Below are 19386 nucleotides of genomic sequence, written 5' to 3'. Positions count from 1 at the left end.
CCCCGCCGCCTCCCCTTTCGCGGGAAGACGTACGGGGGCGGCGCGGCAGTTGCACACCCGGGGGACGGGCCGGGACGGGCCGTCAGGCGAGGCGGGCCAGGACGGCGCCGGTCGCGGTGGTGACGGCGGCGCGGGCCTCGTCGGAGTGGTCGGGGGTCTCGAAGCCGTGCTCGGCCGAGGGGACGTCGACGAGTTGCACGTCCACCCCGGCGGCGCGGGCCGCCTCGCGGAAGTCCTCGACCGTCACGGCGAATTCGGGACGCTCACGGCCCACGCGGGTGAGCACGACGGGCAGCCGGCCTGCGGTGCGTACGGCCTCGGCGGGGTGGAAGCGCGGCCCCTGCACGCCCCACGAGGGGAGCGGGGTGAGCAGCGGGTAGGTCAGCGCGAGGCAGCGCAGCCACGGCGGCGGGGCGGCGAGCCACTGCGCGGACAGCAGGCCGCCGACGGAGAAGAACCACAGCGCCACCCGGTCGGCGTCCACCCGGGGGTGGGCCCGCACGGCTTCGACCGCGTCCGCGACGTCCCCGGCGGCGGTGCCGAAGTCGCCGAGCCCGTGCAGCCGGTGGTCCACGACGGCGGCGACCGCGCCCCGGCCCGCGAGGAGCCGGGCGTAGCCGAGGAAGCCCGGCCAGTCGCGCGGGGTCGGGTCGGCGCCCTCCCGGACGGGGCCGCCGTGCACGAGGAGCACCGCGGGGTGCGGCCCGTCGCCGTCCGGCAGGTGGAAGTCCACCCGGCCCAGCCGCTCGCGCGGGCGCTCGGGCACGTCGAGCAGGAACGGGCGCAGGTGGGGCGGCGGTCCGTTCCGCTCCGGCGGCTTCGGGACGGCGCCCTCGCCCGCGGCCGCGCGCAGCAGCACACCGGCCGTCGCGTCCGGGTCCGCGAGCATCGGCCAGTGCCCGGTGGTCATGTCGAGGTAGCTCAGGTGCGGCGCGGCGAGGTAGGCGTAGCGGGGGTCGCCGAGCGCGAGCGCCCCCTCGATCATCGCCAGGCTCGACCCGTTCCTCGCACACAGCACCCCGCTCACCGGCACGGAGCCGGTCGCCCCGCCGCCGCCCAGCCGCAGCGGCCGGGCGAGCGTCCCCCACGGCTGCGGCACCGCCCGGCGTACGAGCTGCTCGCGCTGCTCGGGCCCAACCCCGGCGAGGCTGCCGAGCGACTCCCACGCCTGCGCGGAGGGGGGCGGGGGAAGGGGCGCGCCCGGCTCGCCGGCGCCGGACGGCCCGGGTCCGGCCCCGCCGGGCGCCGCGGCGTCTTCCGCTGCAATACGGCTCAGCAGCCGCTCGCGCAGGGCCTGGTCGGGGACGAGCGCCGCCGCCGGGTCGCCGTCCTGGGGCATCGGGGTGTCGAGCAGGACGACGCGGGCGACGCGCTCCGGGAGGCGGTCGGCCGCGCCCAGCACCGGGTGGACGCCGTAGCAGTGGCCGACCAGCACGACCTGCTCCGCGTCCGTCCCCTCCACCGCGCGCAGCACGTCCGCGACATGCGTCTCCAGGTCGGCCCCCGCGCCCGACCCGTCCATGCCGGTCGGCGCCTGCGCCTGCGCGCCCGACCCGCCCATGCCCGTCAGCGTCAGTGGCAGCGCCTGCGCGCCCGCCTCCCGCAGCCGCTCCGCCACGTCCTGCCAGATCCAGGCCCCCGTGTGCAGCCCCGGCACCAGGACGAACGCCGTCCCCACCGCCATCGCCTTCTCCTCCCACCTCGGGTACGCGTCGCGTACGCCCGGGGCCGCGGTCGGCCGCCGGGCCCGCCGGTACCGTAGGAACTCCCCCTGAGGGAGGTTCAAGTACACATGGCGTCCGACCGGTTGTGGAGCATCGGGGAGCTGGCCGGGCAGGCCGGCGTGACCGTCAAGGCGGTGCGGTTCTACTCGGACGGCGGGCTGCTGCCCGAGGCGGCGCGCAGCGCGGGCGGGCACCGGCGGTACGGGCCGGACGCGCTGGAGCGGCTGCGCACGATCCGCTCGCTGCGGGCGCTGGGGATGGGCGTGCCCGAGGTCGCCCGGGTCCTGCGCGAGGAGGGCGACGGCGCGGTGGAGGCCGGGGACGCGCTGGAGGGCGCGGTCGCGGCGCGGCTGCGCGACCTCGGCCCGCGGCTGGCCGCGCTGCGCTGGCAGGAGACGGCGCTGCGGCTGCTGCACGACTGCGGGCCCGAGGAGCGGGCCGAACGGCTGCGGCTGCTCGGCGCGGTGTGCGCGAGCGCGGCGCCGCCCAGTACCGCCGCGATGGCCCGCTTCTGGCGGCGCTGGCTGCCGCCGCGGATGCCGGCCCGTACGGTCGCGCGCATCCTCGACCTGTCCGTACCGCAGCCGCCGGACGACCCGACGCCCGAGCAGGCGCTCGCCTTCGCGCGGCTGCACGCCTTCGTGTCCGCCGACTGCACGGGCCGCACCGGCAGCGGCCAGCCCGCCGCGCACCGCGCGGACGCGGGGCACCGGCCCGCCCTCCTCTACCAGGGCCTCGACGAGGCCTACGCGCTGGCGGGCCCTCAGGTGCGCGCCGGGCGCGCGCCGCACCCGGGCGAGGCGCTGGACTGCTTCGTCGCCGCCTACGCGACCTCGCAGCAGGTGCGGGACACGCCCGCCTTCCGGCGCGGGCTCGGCGCCGTCCTCGCCGCGGACCCGCGGATCGACCGCTACTGGGAGCTCGTCGCCCGCATCACCGGCCCCGATCCGACCACCCCGGGCGCCGCCCACGCGTGGCTCACCACGGCGCTCGCCTGAGCGGGCGGCCCGACTGCCGGCACGCCGAATTCACCCCTCGGGAAATACCGGACCACATTCCGAGGGGCCTCCAACTCGCTTTCCCGAGCGGGGAATTACTGTTCGCACGGCCGCACCCGGTGTAGCATCCATTCCGGCCGCCCACGCATTTTCCGCCGATCGGCGGAATTACGGTCGACGCGCGGCAGGAACAGGTTCCGCCACACCCCTGACCTGCTCGGATGCTGGCGCGGGCGTGCCCGTTCGGTGCGAGAGACCTCCCGAGGAGAGACGATGTCCGTAACGCTTGGCAATTCCGTCCGCGTGCTGTTCCAGGGCGACAGCATCACGGACGCGGGCCGGGACCGCGACGACGATTCCAGCCTGGGCAACGGCTATGTCAGCCTGATCGCCGAAAGCCTGGCGGCCGCGAATCCCGCCCGCCGGGTCCTCAACCGGGGGATCGCCGGAAACCGGGTCGCCGACCTGCGGGCCCGCTGGCAGCAGGACACCCTCGACCTCGCGCCCGACCTGCTGACGGTCATGGTCGGCATCAACGACACCTGGCGGCGCTACGACGAGGGCGCGGTCACGACGGTCGGGGACTACGCGCAGGACTTCCGCGCCATCCTCGGCCAGGCCCGCGACGCGGGCGCCCGGCTGGTGCTCGTCGAGCCCTTCCTCGTGCCGGTCGACGACACGCAGTGGGGGTGGCGCGAGGACCTGGACCCGCGGATCCACGCCGTACGCCGCCTCGCCACCGAGTTCGACGCGGCGCTGCTCGCGGCGGACGGGCTGCTCAACCAGGCGGCGCGGGAGGCCGGAAGCGCGGAGGCGATCGCGCGGGACGGTGTGCACCTGACGCCCGCGGGCCACGCGTGCCTGGCCGCGGCCTGGCTGCAGCTCGTCGGCGCGCGGTCCGCCACCGCCACGGTCTGAGCCCGCCGGGCCCCGCGGGCCGCGCGTGACGCGCAACCCCCGCGCGGCCCGCACCCCCGCGCCCCGTACGCGACCCCGCCCCGGCGCCGTGCTGCGGCGCCGGGGCGGGACGCGTCCGGACGGGCCGGGGAGCCGACGCCCCGGCCCGTCCGAGGGCACCCACCGGCAGGCACCCCGTCCTGAAGGGGGCGGCTCGCGGACCTCCGCGAACCGTCCCGCGCGGCTCATCCCGCCGCCTGCTCCTGCGCCGCCAGGTACTCCGCCATCCCGGCCGCGGTGAGCGGGTAGTAGTCGGACAGCCGCCCGCCCTCGTCGAGCCGGCGGCGCGCGAAGGCCTCGCGGTCCTGGTGCTCCAGCGAGTCCTCGCTCAGCGGCACGGCCTGGTCCTGGGGGACGGCCACCGCCCCGTCCTCGTCGGCGACGATCAGATCCCCGGGCGTCACCAGGACGCCGCCGACGCCCACCGGCACGTTGAACGCCGACGGGAACAGCTCCGTCTGCGAGGCGTAGTGCGGGGTCACGCCCGTGCACCAGACGGGCACGCCGAGCGCGCGGATGCGCGCCGCGTCTCGCACCCGGCCGTCGACGACGATGCCCGCGCCGCCGCGCAGCTTGAAGTAGCGCACCAGCATGTCGCCGAGGCAGCCGGTGAAGTGGCTGCCGAACGCGGACACGACCAGCACGTCACCGGGCCGGATCGACTCCAGCACGCCCCACAGCGCGGTCTTGCGCTCGGCGTCCTCCTGCGCGGCGCCGGAGAAGACGTCCTCGCGCTGCGGCAGGAACTGCAGCGTCACCGCGCCGCCGACGACCGAGACGTCCGGCTCGCGGTGCAGCGGCACGGGGCCGTCGATGAAGGTCCTGGTGATGCCGGACTGGTGCAGCTTGGCACAGGCGGTCGCGGCGCTCACCCCCTGGAGTGCCGTCAGCATGCGCTCGGTCGGCCGGACGTAGGAAGCGGTGTGGACCGGCGCCCGCATCGACTCGTACGTGTGCATGTCCCCCGCCGCTGGCGCTCCCTGATCCCCTGTCGGGCTCATCCGCCACGCCTTTCCGCGCACACCTCGGCACGCAACCATCAGTGACATTATCGCCTATCGATGGTAGATAACAGCCGACCGGCAACAGCTGTCAACCACGGCAGGAGACTTCAGTGCCCACGGCACCCACAGCACCCATCGAGTGGTTCAAGGCCGCGCGCTTTGGACTCTTCGTCCATTTCGGGCTCTACAGCCTCGCGGCGCGGCACGAGTGGGTGCGCAGCCGGGAGGCCATGTCGCAGCAGGCCTACGACCGCTATCTGGAGCGGTTCGACCCGGACCTCTTCGACGCGGGCAAGCTCGCGCGGGCCGCGCGCGAGGCCGGGATGCGCTACGCCGTCCTGACCGCCAAGCACCACGACGGCTTCTGCCTCTTCGACTCCGCGCTCACCGACTACACCTCCACCAAGGCCGCGGGCCGCGACCTGGTCGCCGAATTCGCCGAGGCGATGCGCGCGGAGGGGCTGCGGGTCGGGCTCTACTACTCGCTGCTCGACTGGCACCACCCCGGCTTCCCCGTCGACCGCCACCACCCGCTGCGCGGCACCGACGCCGAGCGCGAGCCCCGCGACCTGGCCGGCTACCGCGACTACCTGCACGCGCAGGTGCGGGAGCTGCTGACCGGCTACGGGCGGATCGACGACCTCTTCTTCGACTTCACCTACCCGGGCATGGGCCCGGCCGAGTGGGGCGCCGAGGAACTGCTGCGCATGGTGCGCGACCTGCAACCGGGCATCGTCGTCAACGACCGGCTCGGCATCCCCGGCGACTACGTGACGCCCGAGCAGTACCAGCCCGACGAGCCGCTGGAGCGCGACGGTGTGCCGGTCATGTGGGAGGCCTGCCACACGCTCAACGGCTCGTGGGGCTACGACCGCGACAACCACGACTACAAGGACCCCGCCCTGCTGGTGCGGATGCTGGTCCAGTCGGTGGCCTGCGGCGGCAACATGCTGCTCAACGTCGGTCCGACCGGCCGCGGCGCGCTCGACCCGCGGGCCCGCGACACGCTGGCCGCGATCGGGGAGTGGATGGAGCCGCACGCCCGCTCGGTGCGCGGCGCCGGGCCGAGCGCCAACCGCGCCCCGGCCAACTCCCTCTACACGCAGGCCGGAAACCGCCTCTACCTGCACCTGCTCGCATGGCCGCTCAAGCACATCCACCTGCCCGGGCTCGCGGGCAGGGTGCGCTACGCGCAATTCCTGCACGACGGCTCCGAGATCCGCTTCCGGCAGCTCGACGGCACGCAGCACGAGCACAACAACCTCGCGCCCCCCGGCCGCAGCGCCGACACCCTCACCCTCACCGTGCCGGTCGGCCGCCCCGACGTGCTGCTCCCGGTGATCGAGCTCTTCCTCGACGAGCCGGAGGAGCCGAACGAGCCCGGCGAATCCGGCGGGGAGGCCTGACCGCCGTGGCCGGACCCCTTGCCGCACGGCTGGCCCCCGCGCTGGACGCGCTCACGACCCTGCCGCCGGGCGGGCGGTGCGGCGTCCCGGACGTGACCGCGCGGGACGTGTGGGACGCGGTGCCCGAGCCGATACGCACCGACGTGCTCGACCGCGCCGCCGCCGAACTGGCCCGCCCCGCGCCGCCGCTGCTCGCCTCCGACTGGGCCAGGACCTTCCGCGACGGCGAGCGCGGCGCCTACGAGGGGCGGGCGCGCGCCCTGCGCGAGCGGGTGACGCTGCTGGTGCTGGCCGCGGTGCTCACCGGCGAGGTGGCCGCCGCGGACGAGCCCGCCGGGTGCCCGCACCTGGACGCCGCCGCGGACGGGCTGGTCGCCTTCGCCGAGGCCAGCACCTGGTGCTGGGCCCCGCACGACGAGCACACCGCCGGGCGCGGCGAGCTGCTGCCCGACCCGGACGACCCCTTCCTCGACCTGGGCGCCGCCGAGGTCGCCGCGCTCTTCGCGTGGGCCGACCGCGCGCTCGGCCCGCACCTGGACGTACGGCTGCCGGGCCTGCGCCGCCGGCTGCGGCGCGAGGTGGAACTGCGGGTGCTCGGCCCCTACGAGCGCGTACGCGACTGGCACTGGATCGGCGCGGACGGCACCGCCAACAACTGGAACCCGTGGATCGCCAGTTCCGTCGTCGCCGCCGCACTGCTGCTGTGCGACGGCAGCAGGGGCGGCGACGAGGGCGAGCGGCGCGCCCGGCTGGTGGTCCGGGCGGTGCACGACCTGGACCACTATCTCGCGGTGCTGCCCGACGACGGCGGCATCGACGAGGGCATCGCCTACTGGTTCGCGGGCGCGGGCCGGGTGCTGGAGCTGCTGGACCAGCTCGCCGACGCGGGCGGGCCCGCGCTCGACGCCCGCGACCTGCCCGTCCTGGCCGAGCTGCTGCGCTACCCGCAGCGTATGCACCTGGGCGGCGACCACTACGTCAACGTCGGCGACGCGCCCGCCCGGCTGGGCGGCGGGCGGCCCTGGCAGGTGGTCTTCCGGTGGGGCGCCCTGCTCGGGCAGCCGGAGACCGCCGCGCACGCGGTGGCCGCGGCCCGCGAGGCGGGCGGGATCGCGGACACCGGGGGCCTGGGCCGTTCGCTGGCCGCACTCGCGGACCGGGCGTGGTGCCGGGCCGTCACCGCGCCAGCGGCGTCTCCGGCGTTTCCGGTGGAAGCGCCGTGGCTGGCCCGCGAGAGCTGGCTGCCGCGGCTGCAGATCCTGGTGGCGCGGGAGTCGGCGGGCAGTACGGCCGGGCTCACGCTCGCGGTGAAGGCCGGGCACAACGGCGAGCACCACAACCACCTGGACGTCGGCTCGTACTGGGTCGCGGTGGACGGCCGGCCGCTCGTCGTGGACGCCGGGCGGCCCGCGTACACCGCCCGGACCTTCGGCCCCGACCGCTACGACGCCTGGCCCTTCCGCAGCGCCTGGCACAACGTGCCCGAGCCCGGCGGCGAGCAGGAGCCGGGGGCCGCGTACGGCGCCCGCGAGGTGGACGTCTCGCTGGACGCCCAGGTCAGCGCGCTGCGGGCCGAGTTGGGCGGCGCCTACCCGGCGGGGCTGGTGGCCCGCTGGGAGCGGGAGGTGCGGCTGGAGCGGGGCGGCCCCGCGGTGGTCGTCGAGGACCGCTGGGCGGGGCGGCGGGGCGGGCCGGTGCTGCTGCGGCACGTGCTGGACGGGCGCGTCGAGGCGGGCGAGGGGTGGGCGACCGTGACGGCGCCGGACGGCGCGGGGCTGCGGGCCGAGTGGGACCCGCGGGCCGCGGCGGCGGTGGTCGAGGTGCGTGCGCTGGACGACGCGCTGCTGCGGCAGAGCTGGGGCGCCCGGCTGACCCGGCTGACGCTGGCGGTCGCGGAGCCCGCCGACTCCGGGCGGATCGCCGTGCGTTGGAGCCGCGCGCACTGAACGCCAAGGGCTTCGCGCACGGCTCTTGAACATGCGCGGCAGCACACCTAGCATCATTAATCGATAGACGATAATTCTTGGAGGTGAACGGTACGTGACACCCCTGGGACAGCGGACCGTCACCCCGCGGCCCACCGCGGCCCGGTTACGGCAGGCGGTCCTCCCCCCGCCGCGGTGACCGCACCGCCGCCACCGGCACCGACCGCCACCGCCCCGCACGAGAGCGGGGCGGTGGCCGCACCGGGGCCGTGCAGTAAGCGGTTTCTGAAAGTGGCTCAGCCTTCGACGCACCACCGAACCCCCGCAGTCGGGTCGAACCTCGGCCGTCTGTGTTCACGACTACGCAACGGAGCGTGTCCCGAATGAGAAAGATCTGGCGCCGCACCTGCGCTCTCGCCGCGGCCCCCCTGGTAATGGCATCGGCCGCGGCATGCGGCGGCGACGACTCCGGGAGTTCCGCCGGGGGCGGCAGCACGACCCTGCGCGTCATCGTCAACATCACGCCGAACCTGACCGAGCAGTACTGGAACACCCTCTTCGACCGGTACGAGAAGGCGCACCCCGGCACCACGGTCAAGCTGGAGCTGACCGGCACCATCTCCGCGAACGCCAAGCTCACCCAGGACCTGGCCGCGGGCGACCCGCCGGACATCGCCCAGCAGATCACCCCGACCGAGGACACGGTGGACCTCTTCGCCGACCTCACCGACCAGGCCTGGACGGCGAAGACGCCGCTGGCCGACCAGTACGCGATCGACGGCAAGCGCTATCTGGTCGGTGTCGGCGAGCAGATCCAGTCGCTCGTCTTCTACGACAAGGCCGCCTTCACCAAGGCCGGTCTGGACGCCGCGAACATCAAGACGATGGCGCAGTTCACCGACGCCATGGGCAAGCTCAAGGACGCGGGCTACACCCCGCTCCAGACGGCCGGCCAGTGGGTGACCGGCGGCCAGTTCTCGATGATGGCCGACGCCGGCGTCATGACCGCCGACCCCGACTGGACGGTCAAGCGCAAGGACGGCAAGGTCAGCTTCGCCGACTCCGGCTACGCCTCCTACCTGCAGAACTACAAGGACTGGATCGACAAGGGCTACCTCAAGAAGAGCGCGCTGGGCCTGACGTACGCGGACGGCCAGACGGACTTCCTGAACGGCAAGTCGGCGATGTACATGATGGGTTCGTTCTTCGTGCCCGCCGCCGACCAGGCCAAGAAGAGCGACGGCATCGGCGTCTTCTCGATGCCGACCGACGGCGCCTACCCGTCCGGCCAGTTCGGCAACATCGCCGACCCGTACGTCGTCGTCAACCGCTCCAAGCACAAGGCCGCGGCGATCGACTTCGTGAAGTGGCTGGTCACCGACCCCGAGGCGGTCAAGAGCCAGCTCGCGGCGGACGGCAACCTGCGGCAGGGCTTCAGCTACCCGATGTCGAGCCTGGGCACCCAGGTCCAGCAGATCCTCGACAAGGCGCCCTCGGTCATCGTCAAGGCCGGTCCGCGCCAGCCGATCGCCGGCTACAGCGACCAGCTCAACACGACGGTGCAGTCGCTGTTCTCGGGCACGTCCGCGAAGAGCGCGGCGTCCGGATTGGACAAGTGGTGGAACTCGCAGAGCTGACACGGCAGGGGCCGCGCTCCGGCGCGGCCCCCGGCCCCGCCGCCCGGCCCGCGCCGAGCAGGCGGGCGATCCGGATCCGCGAGGCCGCGGTCTCGCTGGCCATGATGGGCCCGGCGGTGGTGCTGTACACGGTGCTGACCGTCGTCCCCGTCGGCGTCGCCATCTACCTGAGCCTGACGGACTGGAACGGCTTCTCCTCCGTCAACTTCATCGGCCTGGACAACTACCGGCACCTCTTCGACGACCCCAGCTCCACCGACTCGTGGTACGTAACGGCGCTCATCGCCGTCCTCGGCACGGTCTTCGAGGTCGGGCTCGGCCTGGTGTACGCGCTGATCCTCAAGGGGCGCTCGCGCGGCAACTCCTTCTTCCGGGCCGTGGCGTACTTCCCGCACGTCATCAGCGCGCTGGTGCTCGGCTACCTGTGGGCGGCGATCCTCGGCACCAACGGCGCCATCAACAACACGCTGGCGAAATTCGGCGTCGAACCGGTCGGCTTCCTCTTCGACGAGAACATGGCGCTCTACTCGCTGATCGCCGTCATCGTGTGGGCCGGCTTCGGCTTCAACGTGGTGCTGTTCGTGGCCGCGCTCCAGACCGTGCCCGCCGAGCTGCTGGAGGCCGCCGCGATCGACGGCGCCAACCGGCGGCAGACCAACCTCAAGGTCGTCATCCCGATGATCGCGCCGGTGGTGACCATCGCGACGGTGCTGAACCTCGTCGGGCTGATCCGCGCCTACGACATCATCGTGAGCCTCACCGGCGGCGGTCCCGCCGGCTCCACGCAGACCTTCTCGTACCTCATCCTGGCCCGCTCCTTCGAGGGCACCAAGGTCGGCTACGCCACCGCGCAGGCGGTGTTCCTGATGGTCGTGTCCGCCGTTCTGGCGCTCGGGGTGACGGCTCTGCGCAACCGCCAAGACCAAGCAGCGACGAGCTAGACGAGTGAGGAGGCGGTGATGGCCGTACTGGCGGCGGAGCCCCAGAAGAAGACCAAGACCCCGGCCGCCAGGAGCGGCGGCCCCGCGCCCGGGAAGCAGCGCGAGTCGGGCGGGCCGGTGCGCTGGCTGCTGCTCGGCGTGCTGTTCGTGGTCATGGTCGTGCCGATGTACCTGCTGCTGGTCAACAGCTTCAAGTCGCAGGAGGACATCGCGAACAACCCGTTCTCGCTGGTGCCGGGCAAGCTGACCCTCGCGCACCTGTCGGCGGCGGTCCACAGCCCGCAGTACAACGTCATCGGCGGCTACGGCTTCACGTTCTTCCTGGTCGTGGCCGTGGACGTGCTGTGCATCGCGTTCGCGGGCCCGGCGGCGTACGTGATCGCGCGCGGCATGAAGCGGCGCAACCAGCTGGTGATGCTGTACTTCCTCGCGGGGACGTTCATCCCGGGCGCGGCGGTCATCATCCCGGTGATCTACGTGCTGCGCGACCTCGGGCTGGCGAACACCGTGACGGGCCTGGTCGCGCACGACGTGGCGTCCACCCTGCCGGTGAGCATCTTCCTGTTCGTCGGCTTCATCCGCACGATCCCGGTCGACATCGACCACGCGGCGACCATCGACGGCGCGGGCCGCTACCGGACGTTCTGGACGATCATCTTCCCGCTGATGCGCCCGGCGGTCGTGACCGTGCTGATCCTCAACTCCATCGGCATCTGGAACGACTTCATCAGCCCGCAGATCCTGCTCAGCCCGTCCTCCGGGCACTACACCGTGACGACGGCGATCTACGCCGGCATCAGCCAGTACAGCACCGACCTCACGAAGGTCTTCCCGAACCTGCTGCTGGCCGTGGCGCCCGTCGTCATCTTCTTCATCTACATGCAGCGCCACATCATCAGCGGTCTCACCGTCGGGGCGGTCAAGGGATGACCCCGCCCCGGCGGTTCTCATTTCCCCTGGTCAGGAAAGAGGGAACGTGAAAATGCCACGCATGTCGAACAGACCACAGGTCCGCGGACGACGAGGGCTGGTGACCGCGGCCACCGCGGCGGTCGCGGTCCTGTCGCTCGTCGCCGCCGCGCCCGCGAGCGCGGCGTGCGGCAAGAAGCACGGGCACAAGGCCGAGGGCGCGACGACGTACCACGTCTCGCCGACCGGCAACGACACCTTCGACGGGCTCAGCACCGGCAAGCCCTTCCAGCACATCCAGAAGTGCGCGGACGTGATGGTCGCGGGAGACACCTGCGAGATCATGTCGGGCACCTATCCGGAGACGGTCGTCCCGGCGCACTCCGGCAGCTCGGGCCTGCCCATCACCTACCGGGCCGCCCCGGGCGCGAAGGTGACGATCAGCGGCGCCTCGCCCGTCACCGGCTGGTCGCAGGTGACGGGCGCCGACGTCACGGCGATCGGCGCGAGCGACCCGTACGCGGTGGACTCGCTGTTCAGCGACGCGGTGGCCGCGGGCCACGTGTGGAGCACGAACGTGGACCTGGGCAGCGACCCGGGCACGGTGCAGGTCTTCACCGACAAGTCCATGGACATCGAGGCGCAGTGGCCCTACCCGGGCCTGGATCTGCTGAACCCGGCGATCGAACACGCCGGTGCGGGCAGCGCCGACGCGGTGATCGCGGACGCGGCCCAGACCCGGCCCGCGGGCTACTGGGACGGCGCCCGCGCCCTGACCGGCTACTGGTACGTCTCGGCCACGACGACCGTCGCCTCCTCCGCGCCCGGCTCGGTGACGCTGTCGGTCGCCCCTCCTTGCGTCCACAAGGTCGTGCCCACCGACACCCGCTACTCGCTGTCCGGCAAGATCGGCGAGCTGGCCAACCCCGGTGAGTGGTTCTACGACCCGGCCGCGCACAAGCTGTACGTCTACAGCACCGACAGCCCGGCGCAGCACACGGTCGAGGCCAAGCAGCGGCAGCTCGCGTTCGACCTGACGAACGCCTCGTACACCTCGGTCGTCGGGCTCGACCTCTTCGCCTCGACGATCACGATGGGCTCCACCAGCACCCACAACACCCTGGACACGCTCACCGGCACCTACCTGTCGCACTACAGCGACATCACGCGGGGCGCCACCGACTGCGGCTCCAGCGTGACGCGCGGGGTCTCCGACACCGGCATCGTGGTCAACGGCACGTACAACACCGTCGTGAACAGCGACCTGTCGCTGAGCGCGGGCAACGGCATCGCGCTGGCCGGGCAGAACAACACGGCCACCGACAACATCATCCACGATGTGGATTACCTGGGCACGTACGCGGCGGGCATCGCCGTCATGGGCAACTCCCAGACGGTCGTGAACAACACGATCTACCGCGTGGGCCGCAGCGGCATCAACCTCCAGTGGGGCACCACCGCGGGCCTGACGGCGGGCCCGGACAAGATCGCGTACAACGACATCTCGCAGTACGCGCGGCTGAGCCTGGACACCGCGGGCATCTACACCTGCTGCAGCGCGGACATGATGGGCTCCTCCGTCGACCACAACCTGCTGCACGACGGCACGCCGACACCGGGGGTCACGCCCTTCGCGGTGGCGGGCGTCTACGCGGACAACGGGCAGAGCAACCTGGTCATCGCGAACAACGTCGGCTGGAACAACCTCCAGGGCACGGTCATGCTCAACGGCCTGGGGACGGGCTCGCACAACAACGGTGTGTACAACAACACCGGCGGGCTGACGCTCTTCTACGTCAAGGGCGCCGACCAGTCGACGGGCACGAAGATCTACAACAACATCGGCCAGATCGTGGGCTCCGACGGGGCCACCGACGGCGGCCTGGTGATGTCGAACAACCTGGACCCGGCCGTGGACCCGCTGTTCGTGAACGCGGCCGCCCACGACTACCGGCTGACCGACGCCTCCCCGGCCCGCAACGCGGCGATCCCGCTGCCGGGCGTCAACGACGGCTCGACGGACGCGGTGCCGAGCCTGGGCGCCTACCAGTACGGGGCGCCGAAGTGGACGGCCGGCGCCCGCCGGTGATCCATGGGGGCTGAACCGCGTGTGCCCGGACCGGAACTCCGGTCCGGGCACACGGTGCGTGCGGTGGGTGCGGTGGGTGCGTCAGCCGCGCTTCTTCTTCGCGGCCCGCGCGTCGGGAACCGGGCCGCGGCCGGCGGCGTGGTCGGCGAAGGCGTCGGCGGCCTGGTCGGCGTCGCCGGAGCGCAGCAGGCTCACCAGGCGGCCGTGCTCGTCGGCCATGGCGTGCCAGTCGCCCTGGAACAGCGGGTCGGAGATGGCCCGCAGGGTGCGCAGGGAGGGCTCGATGACCTCCCACATGCGCTCCAGGAACGGGTTGCCCGCGCTCTGGCTGATGAGCGTGTGGAATTCGATGTCGGCGTCGCGGAAGCGGCTGACGTCGTTGGTGGCGACGGCGTCGTGCATGTGCTCGACCAGGTGGTCCAGCATCTCCAGCTGCTGCTCGGTGATGTGCTCGGTCGCGAGCCGGGCGGCGAGCCGCTCCAGGGGCTCGCGGACCTGGCGGGCGTACTCCGCGTCCTGGGTGGAGATCTCGACGACGAAGTGGCCGCGGCGCGGGATGTGCATGAGCAGGCCCTCACGGGCGAGCTGCTTGACGGCCTCGCGCACCGGCGCCTGGCTGACCCCCAGGCGGCGGGCGATCTCCGACTCGACCACCCGGTCGTTGGGGCCGAGTTCGCCGTCGACGATCGATTGGCGGAGGAGTCCGTAGACCTGGTCGGAGATCAGGGTCTTACGGAACCGGTCCTTGTTGGTGGCCAGCGTGGAGACGAAATCGGCCGACGGGTTCGTTGCCATGACTCCCGATCCTGCTCTGTGGGGTGGGTTCCCTCTATGGTACGCACTTTTATCGTCTATCGATAGCTGATGGGGTGATCCGGACGTCCCGGGCCTGGTCAGCGGTCCGCGCCGCCCGACCCTTCGGGCGCGCCCAACCCTCCGGGGCCGCCCAGCCCGTACACCCGGACGGCCGTCGTGTGCAGGACGTCGCGCCGCTGCCGCTCCGGCAGATGGGCGATCCCCCGCTCCGCGAGGGCCAGCGAGCGCGAGCGGCTGCCGCGCGGCAGGCAGATCGGCCAGTCGGAGCCGATCAGGCAGCGGTCCGGGCCGAAGGTGTCCACCACCTCCCGCACCAGCGCGGCGACCCGGTCGTCCGGGACGCCGTGCTGCTGGGTGAGCAGACCGGAGATTTTCACGTTCACGTTCGGCAGTCTGGCGGCAGATTCCATGTCCCTGTGCCAACTTCGGAGGTTTTCCCGAAGGTTCGGCGGGTTGCCGAGGTGGTCGACGACGACGGTGAGCGCCGGGTGGCGGGCGGCGGCCTCGGCCGCGGCCCGCAGGGCGCCGCCGTACAGGTTGAGTTCGAGCGCGGTGCCGGTGTCCGCGAGTACCGGGATCAGGGCGCGGGCCGCGGCCGGGGTGCCGTCCCAGGTGGCGCCGCCCAGGCGCATGCCGTTCGGGCGGGTGCCGCCCCACTCGTCCAGGAGGGCGGCGAAGCGGGCGGGTCCGGCGTCGCCGTGGACGTGGAGATTGCCGACGTATCCGGCGACGACATCGGGTCTTTGGCAGCGCAGTTCGCGCAGGGCCGCGGTCTCCCCCGCGTCGCCGCGGGAGGCCTCGACCAGGACCGTGCCGGTCACGTCCGTCCCCTCGCCCGCCGCCGCGAGGTCGTCGGCGGTGAAGGCGCGGTGGTGCGGGGAGTCCGGCCGTATCCAGGGGAAACCCTCGCGCGGGTCCCACAGGTGGGCGTGGCAGTCGATCACGGCGGACTCCCCTTCTCCGGGCCGCCCCGCGCTGGTTGCGGGGCGTGGACGGCTCTTGACACGGCTGTCGGCGCACTGAAGGCTAGCAATCGATTATCAATGGGCGATGAAGAAGGGTCGGGTGGCTCCCGATGCTCGGGGTGGAACGAATCGACGACAGGCCCGCGGTGAGCGGGGCGGCCCGATGACGGCCGCCGGGGTTGCCGGGGCCGCCGGATCTGCCGTGCGCGGGCCGGAGGTGACCGCAGGGCGCCGCTTCGGCGAGGCGCCGCGGTGGGCCGCGCTGGAGCGCGAGCTGTTCGCCCGCCAGGACGCGGCCTGGCGGATCTTCGCCGACCGCTACACCGAGGGCGACGGCCGCCTCGTCTTCCGCGACTCGCTCGGCCAGGGCCTGGACGACCGGGACGGCGTGGACGACTTCTACGAGCCGTTCTTCAACTGGCCGACCCTCTACCTGCTCGGCGGCAGCACCGACCTGCTCGCCGCCGCCCGCCGCCACTGGCGCGGGGTGACGGCCCAGCTCACCGAGATGGGCCTCGTCGTGGACGGCCTGGAGCGCGGCTACGACTGGTTCCACCAGGGCGAGGGCATGCTGCTCTTCTACGGCCTGTGCCTGGCCGACCCCGGCGACCCCGAACTGCGCGCGCTGGCCTCCCGCTTCGCCGACGTCTACCTGCCCGGCGGCCCCAACTACGACCCCGCCCACCGCGTCCTCACCGCCCCCCACAACGGCGCGGGCGGCCCCCGCCCCGGCTTCAGCGACCACGACACGTACTTCCCGTGGAGCCTGGCCCTGCGCCCCTACGGCCTCCCGCTCGACTGGGGCACCGGCGTCGGCTCCTTCGACGAGCTGGCCGCCGACCCGGCGAAGGCGCGGGCGTACGGGCAGGTCATGTGGCAGCGGATGGGCCGCGGCGACACCCTCGTCAACCTCGCCTCCACCACGCTGGCCACCAACGCGTGGCTGCTGGGCGGCGAGCAGCGGTACGCCGACTGGGTCGCCGAATACACCGGCGCCTGGCGCGAGCGGCTCGCCGGGCGGGAGGTGCTGCCCGACAACGCCGGGCTCGGCGGCGAGGTCGGCGAATACCTGGACGGGCGCTGGTACGGCGGCCACTACGGCTGGTCCTGGCCGCACGGGCTGTCGTCGGTCGCGTCGGCCGCGATCGTCGGCGCGGTCAACGCGAGCCTGGTGACCGGCGACCAGGGCTTCCTGGAGCTGGCCCGCAACCCGCTGGACGCGGTGCTCGCGCACGCCGAGCAGCGCACCGCCGACCAGATGGGCACCCTCGGCAGGCGCTGGCGCCCGCACCTGGCGACCGTCCCCGGCGAGCCCACGCTCATGGTGCCGCAGCGGCACAACGACTCCGGCTGGTTCGACTTCACCGTCATGCCGACACAACTGCCGCTCAGCCTGTGGCACTTCAGCCGCGAGCAGGCCGACGCCGAGCGCGTCGAGCGGCTGCGCGCGGGCTCCCGCTGGGACTGGACGGACGTGCACACCCAGCGCACCAAGGACGAGTGCGGCCACGAGGAGCCCTGGCACGAATTCCTGCACGGCCGCAACGACGGCTTCCCCGAGCGCATGCTGACCAGCGCGCTCGACGTGTCCGCCGAACGCCTCGCGGCGATCGAGGCCGACACCACCGACCCGGCCACCGGCCCCGACGCGCTCGGCATCCACCACTGGCAGAACCTCAACCCGGTCGTCACCGAGGCGCTGCTCCAGCTCACCACCGGCTCCCCGCAGGTCCTCTACAACGGCGGCCTCGCGCAGCTGCACGTCCGCTACCACGACGCCGACGAGCGGCGCCCCGGGCTGCCCGCGGACGTCGCGGCGCTCGTCTCCGACATCCGCCCCGAGCACACGGTGGTGGAGCTGGTGAACCTCGGCGCCGCGCCGCGCACGGTCGTCGTCCAGGCGGGCTCGTTCGCCGAGCACGTCCTGCACACCGTGCGCGCCGACGACGGCGACCCGCTGCCGGTCGAGGGCCGCTACTGCACGGTCGCGCTGCCCGGCGGGACGACCGTGCGGCTGACCCTGACGATGACGCTGCGCGGCGCGGAACCCGCCCGCACCACTCCCTGGGAGGCCGCCCGATGACGCTCACCACGCACGACCGGACCCCGGCCCGGCTGCCCTTCGCGCTGCCCCCGGTGGGCATCGGCACCGCGCCGCTCGGCGGGCTCTTCGAGCAGGTCAGCGAGCAGGACGCGGCCGCCACGCTCGCGGCCGCGGCCGCCGCGGGCATCCGCTACTTCGACACCGCCCCGCGCTACGGCCACGGCCAGGCCGAGGAGCGGCTCGGCCGGCTGCTGGGGCCCGCCGGGATCACCGAGCCGGTGATCTCGACGAAGACCGGCTGGCTGCTGCGCCCGCGCGCGGACGGCTCCGGCACCGACGTCGTCACCGACTGGACCGAACGCGGCATCCGTGAGTCGCTGGAGTCCAGCCTGGAGCGGATGGGCCGTTCGTCCGTCGACATCCTCTACCTGCACGACGCCGACGACTACGCCGCCGAGGTGCGGGCCACGGCGTACGACGCGGTGCGGCGGCTGCGCGACGAGGGCCTGGTCAAGGCGATCGGCTTCGGCATGAACCACAGCGCGCCGCTCGCCGCGTACGTCGCGGCGTACGAGGTGGACGTCGTGCTGATCGCGGGCCGCTTCTCGCTGCTGGACCACGACGCGATGGCGACGCTGCTGCCGCTGTGCGCGGAGCGCGGCACCGCCGTGGTGGTCGGCGGCGTCTTCAACACCGGGCTGCTGGCCGACCCGTCGGACGGCGCGATGTTCAACTACCGCCCCGTCCCGGCGGGGGAGCTGGCGCGGGCCCGGCGCTGCCAGGAGCTGTGCGCGCAGTACGAGGTGCCGCTCGCGGCGGCGGCGGCGCAGTTCCCGTTCCTGCACCCGGCCGTCACGTCCGTGGTGCTCGGCTGCCGGTCGGCGGACGAGGTGACGGCGAACGCGGAGGCGCTGCGGCGCCCGGTGCCCGCCGAGCTGTGGGCGCGGCTCGCGGCGGAGGGCTTCGTACCGGAGGAGCTGATCTGATGCGCTAACGTCTACCAGGATGTGCAAGAGGCGTGCACATCCTGGATGACGGATAGGGAACGGACGCGGCCCCGCGGCCGGACGGGAGAAGCATGGCAGCCGAATCCGGCGCGGGTACGCAGGCGGTCGAGCGGGCCATGTCGCTGCTGACGTGCTTCACCGACGAGCACAGCGAGCTGCGCGTCAGCGAGCTGTGCGCGCGGACGGGCCTCGGGCAGTCCACCGTCTCGCGGATGATGTCGACGCTCGACCGCCTCGGCTTCGTCGTCCCGGACGCCCGCACCGGCCTCTACCGGCTGGGCCCCGCGGCCGTGACCCTCGGCTCGGTGGCCCTCAACAGCTCCCCCCTCTTCCGCGCCGCCCGCCCCGTCGCCCAGAGCCTCGCCCACGCGACCGGCCTCGGCGTCAACCTCGCCGAATTCCGCGACGACCGGCTCTTCTACCTCTGCAATTTCGAGGGCCCCCGCTCCCCCAAGTCCTTCACCATGGCCGGCCGCGCCGCCCCGCTGCACGCCACCGGCATGGGCAAGGCGATCCTCGCCGCCCAGCCCGCCGAATACCTCTACGCCTACTTCGCCGCGGGCCTCGCCCACGCCTACACCCCGCGCACCCTCACCACCCCCGCCGCCATGGAGCCCGCCCTCGCCGAGATCCGCACCCGCGGCTACGCCACCGAGGTCGAGGAACTCGCCTTCGGCCGCGCCTGCGTGGCGGCCCCCATCCGCACCCGCGGCGGCGCGGTGACCGCCGCCCTCTCCCTGAGCGGCCCCCTCTCCGACCTCGACCTCCCCACCCGCCAACAGGACCTCGCCCTGACCGTGATCGAGGCCGCCGACGAACTCTCCGTCACCCTCGGCTACACAATCCCCCTGGCAACCCCACCGCACGGCCCGCTGACACCGCGGGGGTAGCGGAGCGGCGGCGCGCGATCACGCCTTGCGGACCTAGCCCACTTCTGTCGAAGTAGACTTAGACGGAATCCGAC

15 protein-coding genes are annotated in these 19386 nt (G+C 73.3%); 11 read left to right on the top strand and 4 right to left on the bottom strand.

The genetic code is table 11. From position 1 onward, the window contains the following. Positions 1-82: 82 nt before the first annotated feature. Positions 83-1684, bottom strand: coding sequence for an alpha/beta fold hydrolase (locus tag ACH4SL_RS31140; protein WP_398451723.1), 1602 nt, complete (start codon positions 1682-1684; stop codon positions 83-85). A gap of 108 nt (positions 1685-1792) precedes the next feature. Between ACH4SL_RS31140 and ACH4SL_RS31135 the strand changes: the two genes are divergently transcribed. After that, a complete protein-coding gene (locus ACH4SL_RS31135; protein ID WP_398451720.1) occupies positions 1793-2722 on the top strand; it encodes a MerR family transcriptional regulator in 930 nt (309 codons plus the stop codon). 273 nt (positions 2723-2995) lie between these two features. Next, entirely contained in the window at positions 2996-3640 is a 645-nt protein-coding gene (locus ACH4SL_RS31130; protein WP_398451718.1) for an SGNH/GDSL hydrolase family protein, read from the top strand. 224 nt (positions 3641-3864) lie between these two features. Here ACH4SL_RS31130 and ACH4SL_RS31125 read toward each other — a convergent pair whose 3' ends face one another. Then, entirely contained in the window at positions 3865-4638 is a 774-nt protein-coding gene (locus tag ACH4SL_RS31125) for a ribonuclease activity regulator RraA (RefSeq protein ID WP_398451715.1), read from the bottom strand. Between the two features lie 155 nt (positions 4639-4793). On the opposite strand from ACH4SL_RS31125, the gene ACH4SL_RS31120 reads away from it, so the two are divergent. The 6 genes from ACH4SL_RS31120 (at position 4794) to ACH4SL_RS31095 (ending at position 13590) form a co-directional block, all read left to right on the top strand. Continuing rightward, positions 4794-6089 (top strand): alpha-L-fucosidase, encoded by a 1296-nt coding sequence (locus tag ACH4SL_RS31120; protein WP_398451712.1) that lies wholly within the window; start codon positions 4794-4796, stop codon positions 6087-6089. 5 nt (positions 6090-6094) lie between these two features. Continuing rightward, positions 6095-8035, top strand: a complete 1941-nt coding sequence (locus ACH4SL_RS31115) for a heparinase II/III family protein (RefSeq protein ID WP_398451710.1) — start codon at positions 6095-6097, stop codon at positions 8033-8035. Positions 8036-8397: 362 nt separating this feature from the next. Further along, positions 8398-9651, top strand: coding sequence for an ABC transporter substrate-binding protein (locus ACH4SL_RS31110; RefSeq protein WP_398452022.1), 1254 nt, complete (start codon positions 8398-8400; stop codon positions 9649-9651). Next, the gene (locus ACH4SL_RS31105; protein WP_398451708.1) at positions 9630-10592 is read left to right on the top strand and encodes a carbohydrate ABC transporter permease; all 963 of its coding nucleotides are present in this window, start codon (positions 9630-9632) and stop codon (positions 10590-10592) included. Before ACH4SL_RS31110 ends, ACH4SL_RS31105 begins: the two co-directional genes overlap by 22 nt. Positions 10593-10610: 18 nt before the next feature. After that, positions 10611-11522 (top strand): carbohydrate ABC transporter permease, encoded by a 912-nt coding sequence (locus tag ACH4SL_RS31100; RefSeq protein WP_398451705.1) that lies wholly within the window; start codon positions 10611-10613, stop codon positions 11520-11522. 61 nt (positions 11523-11583) lie between these two features. Then, complete coding sequence (locus ACH4SL_RS31095) at positions 11584-13590, top strand: right-handed parallel beta-helix repeat-containing protein (protein WP_398451702.1); 2007 nt, start codon at positions 11584-11586, stop codon at positions 13588-13590. A gap of 81 nt (positions 13591-13671) precedes the next feature. On the opposite strand, the gene ACH4SL_RS31090 is transcribed toward ACH4SL_RS31095, so the two are convergent. Further along, complete coding sequence (locus ACH4SL_RS31090; protein WP_398451699.1) at positions 13672-14385, bottom strand: GntR family transcriptional regulator; 714 nt, start codon at positions 14383-14385, stop codon at positions 13672-13674. Between the two features lie 98 nt (positions 14386-14483). After that, positions 14484-15350, bottom strand: a complete 867-nt coding sequence (locus ACH4SL_RS31085; protein WP_398451697.1) for an amidohydrolase family protein — start codon at positions 15348-15350, stop codon at positions 14484-14486. A 238-nt stretch (positions 15351-15588) separates the two neighbouring features. Between ACH4SL_RS31085 and ACH4SL_RS31080 the strand changes: the two genes are divergently transcribed. The 3 genes from ACH4SL_RS31080 (at position 15589) to ACH4SL_RS31070 (ending at position 19312) form a co-directional block, all read left to right on the top strand. Further along, positions 15589-17454, top strand: a complete 1866-nt coding sequence (locus tag ACH4SL_RS31080; RefSeq protein WP_398451693.1) for a hypothetical protein — start codon at positions 15589-15591, stop codon at positions 17452-17454. Beyond that, on the top strand, positions 17451-18401 hold the full coding sequence (locus ACH4SL_RS31075) for an aldo/keto reductase (protein WP_398451690.1): 951 nt from the start codon (positions 17451-17453) through the stop codon (positions 18399-18401). Before ACH4SL_RS31080 ends, ACH4SL_RS31075 begins: the two co-directional genes overlap by 4 nt. A 92-nt stretch (positions 18402-18493) precedes the next feature. Continuing rightward, a complete protein-coding gene (locus ACH4SL_RS31070) occupies positions 18494-19312 on the top strand; it encodes an IclR family transcriptional regulator (protein ID WP_398451688.1) in 819 nt (272 codons plus the stop codon). Positions 19313-19386 lie beyond the last annotated feature (74 nt).

This window comes from Streptomyces sp. NPDC021020 (assembly GCF_044333285.1).
In the GTDB taxonomy this organism is placed as follows: domain Bacteria; phylum Actinomycetota; class Actinomycetes; order Streptomycetales; family Streptomycetaceae; genus Actinacidiphila.
Note: the sequence above shows the minus strand (reverse complement) of the source record. Positions and strands in the feature narration are given on the sequence as shown.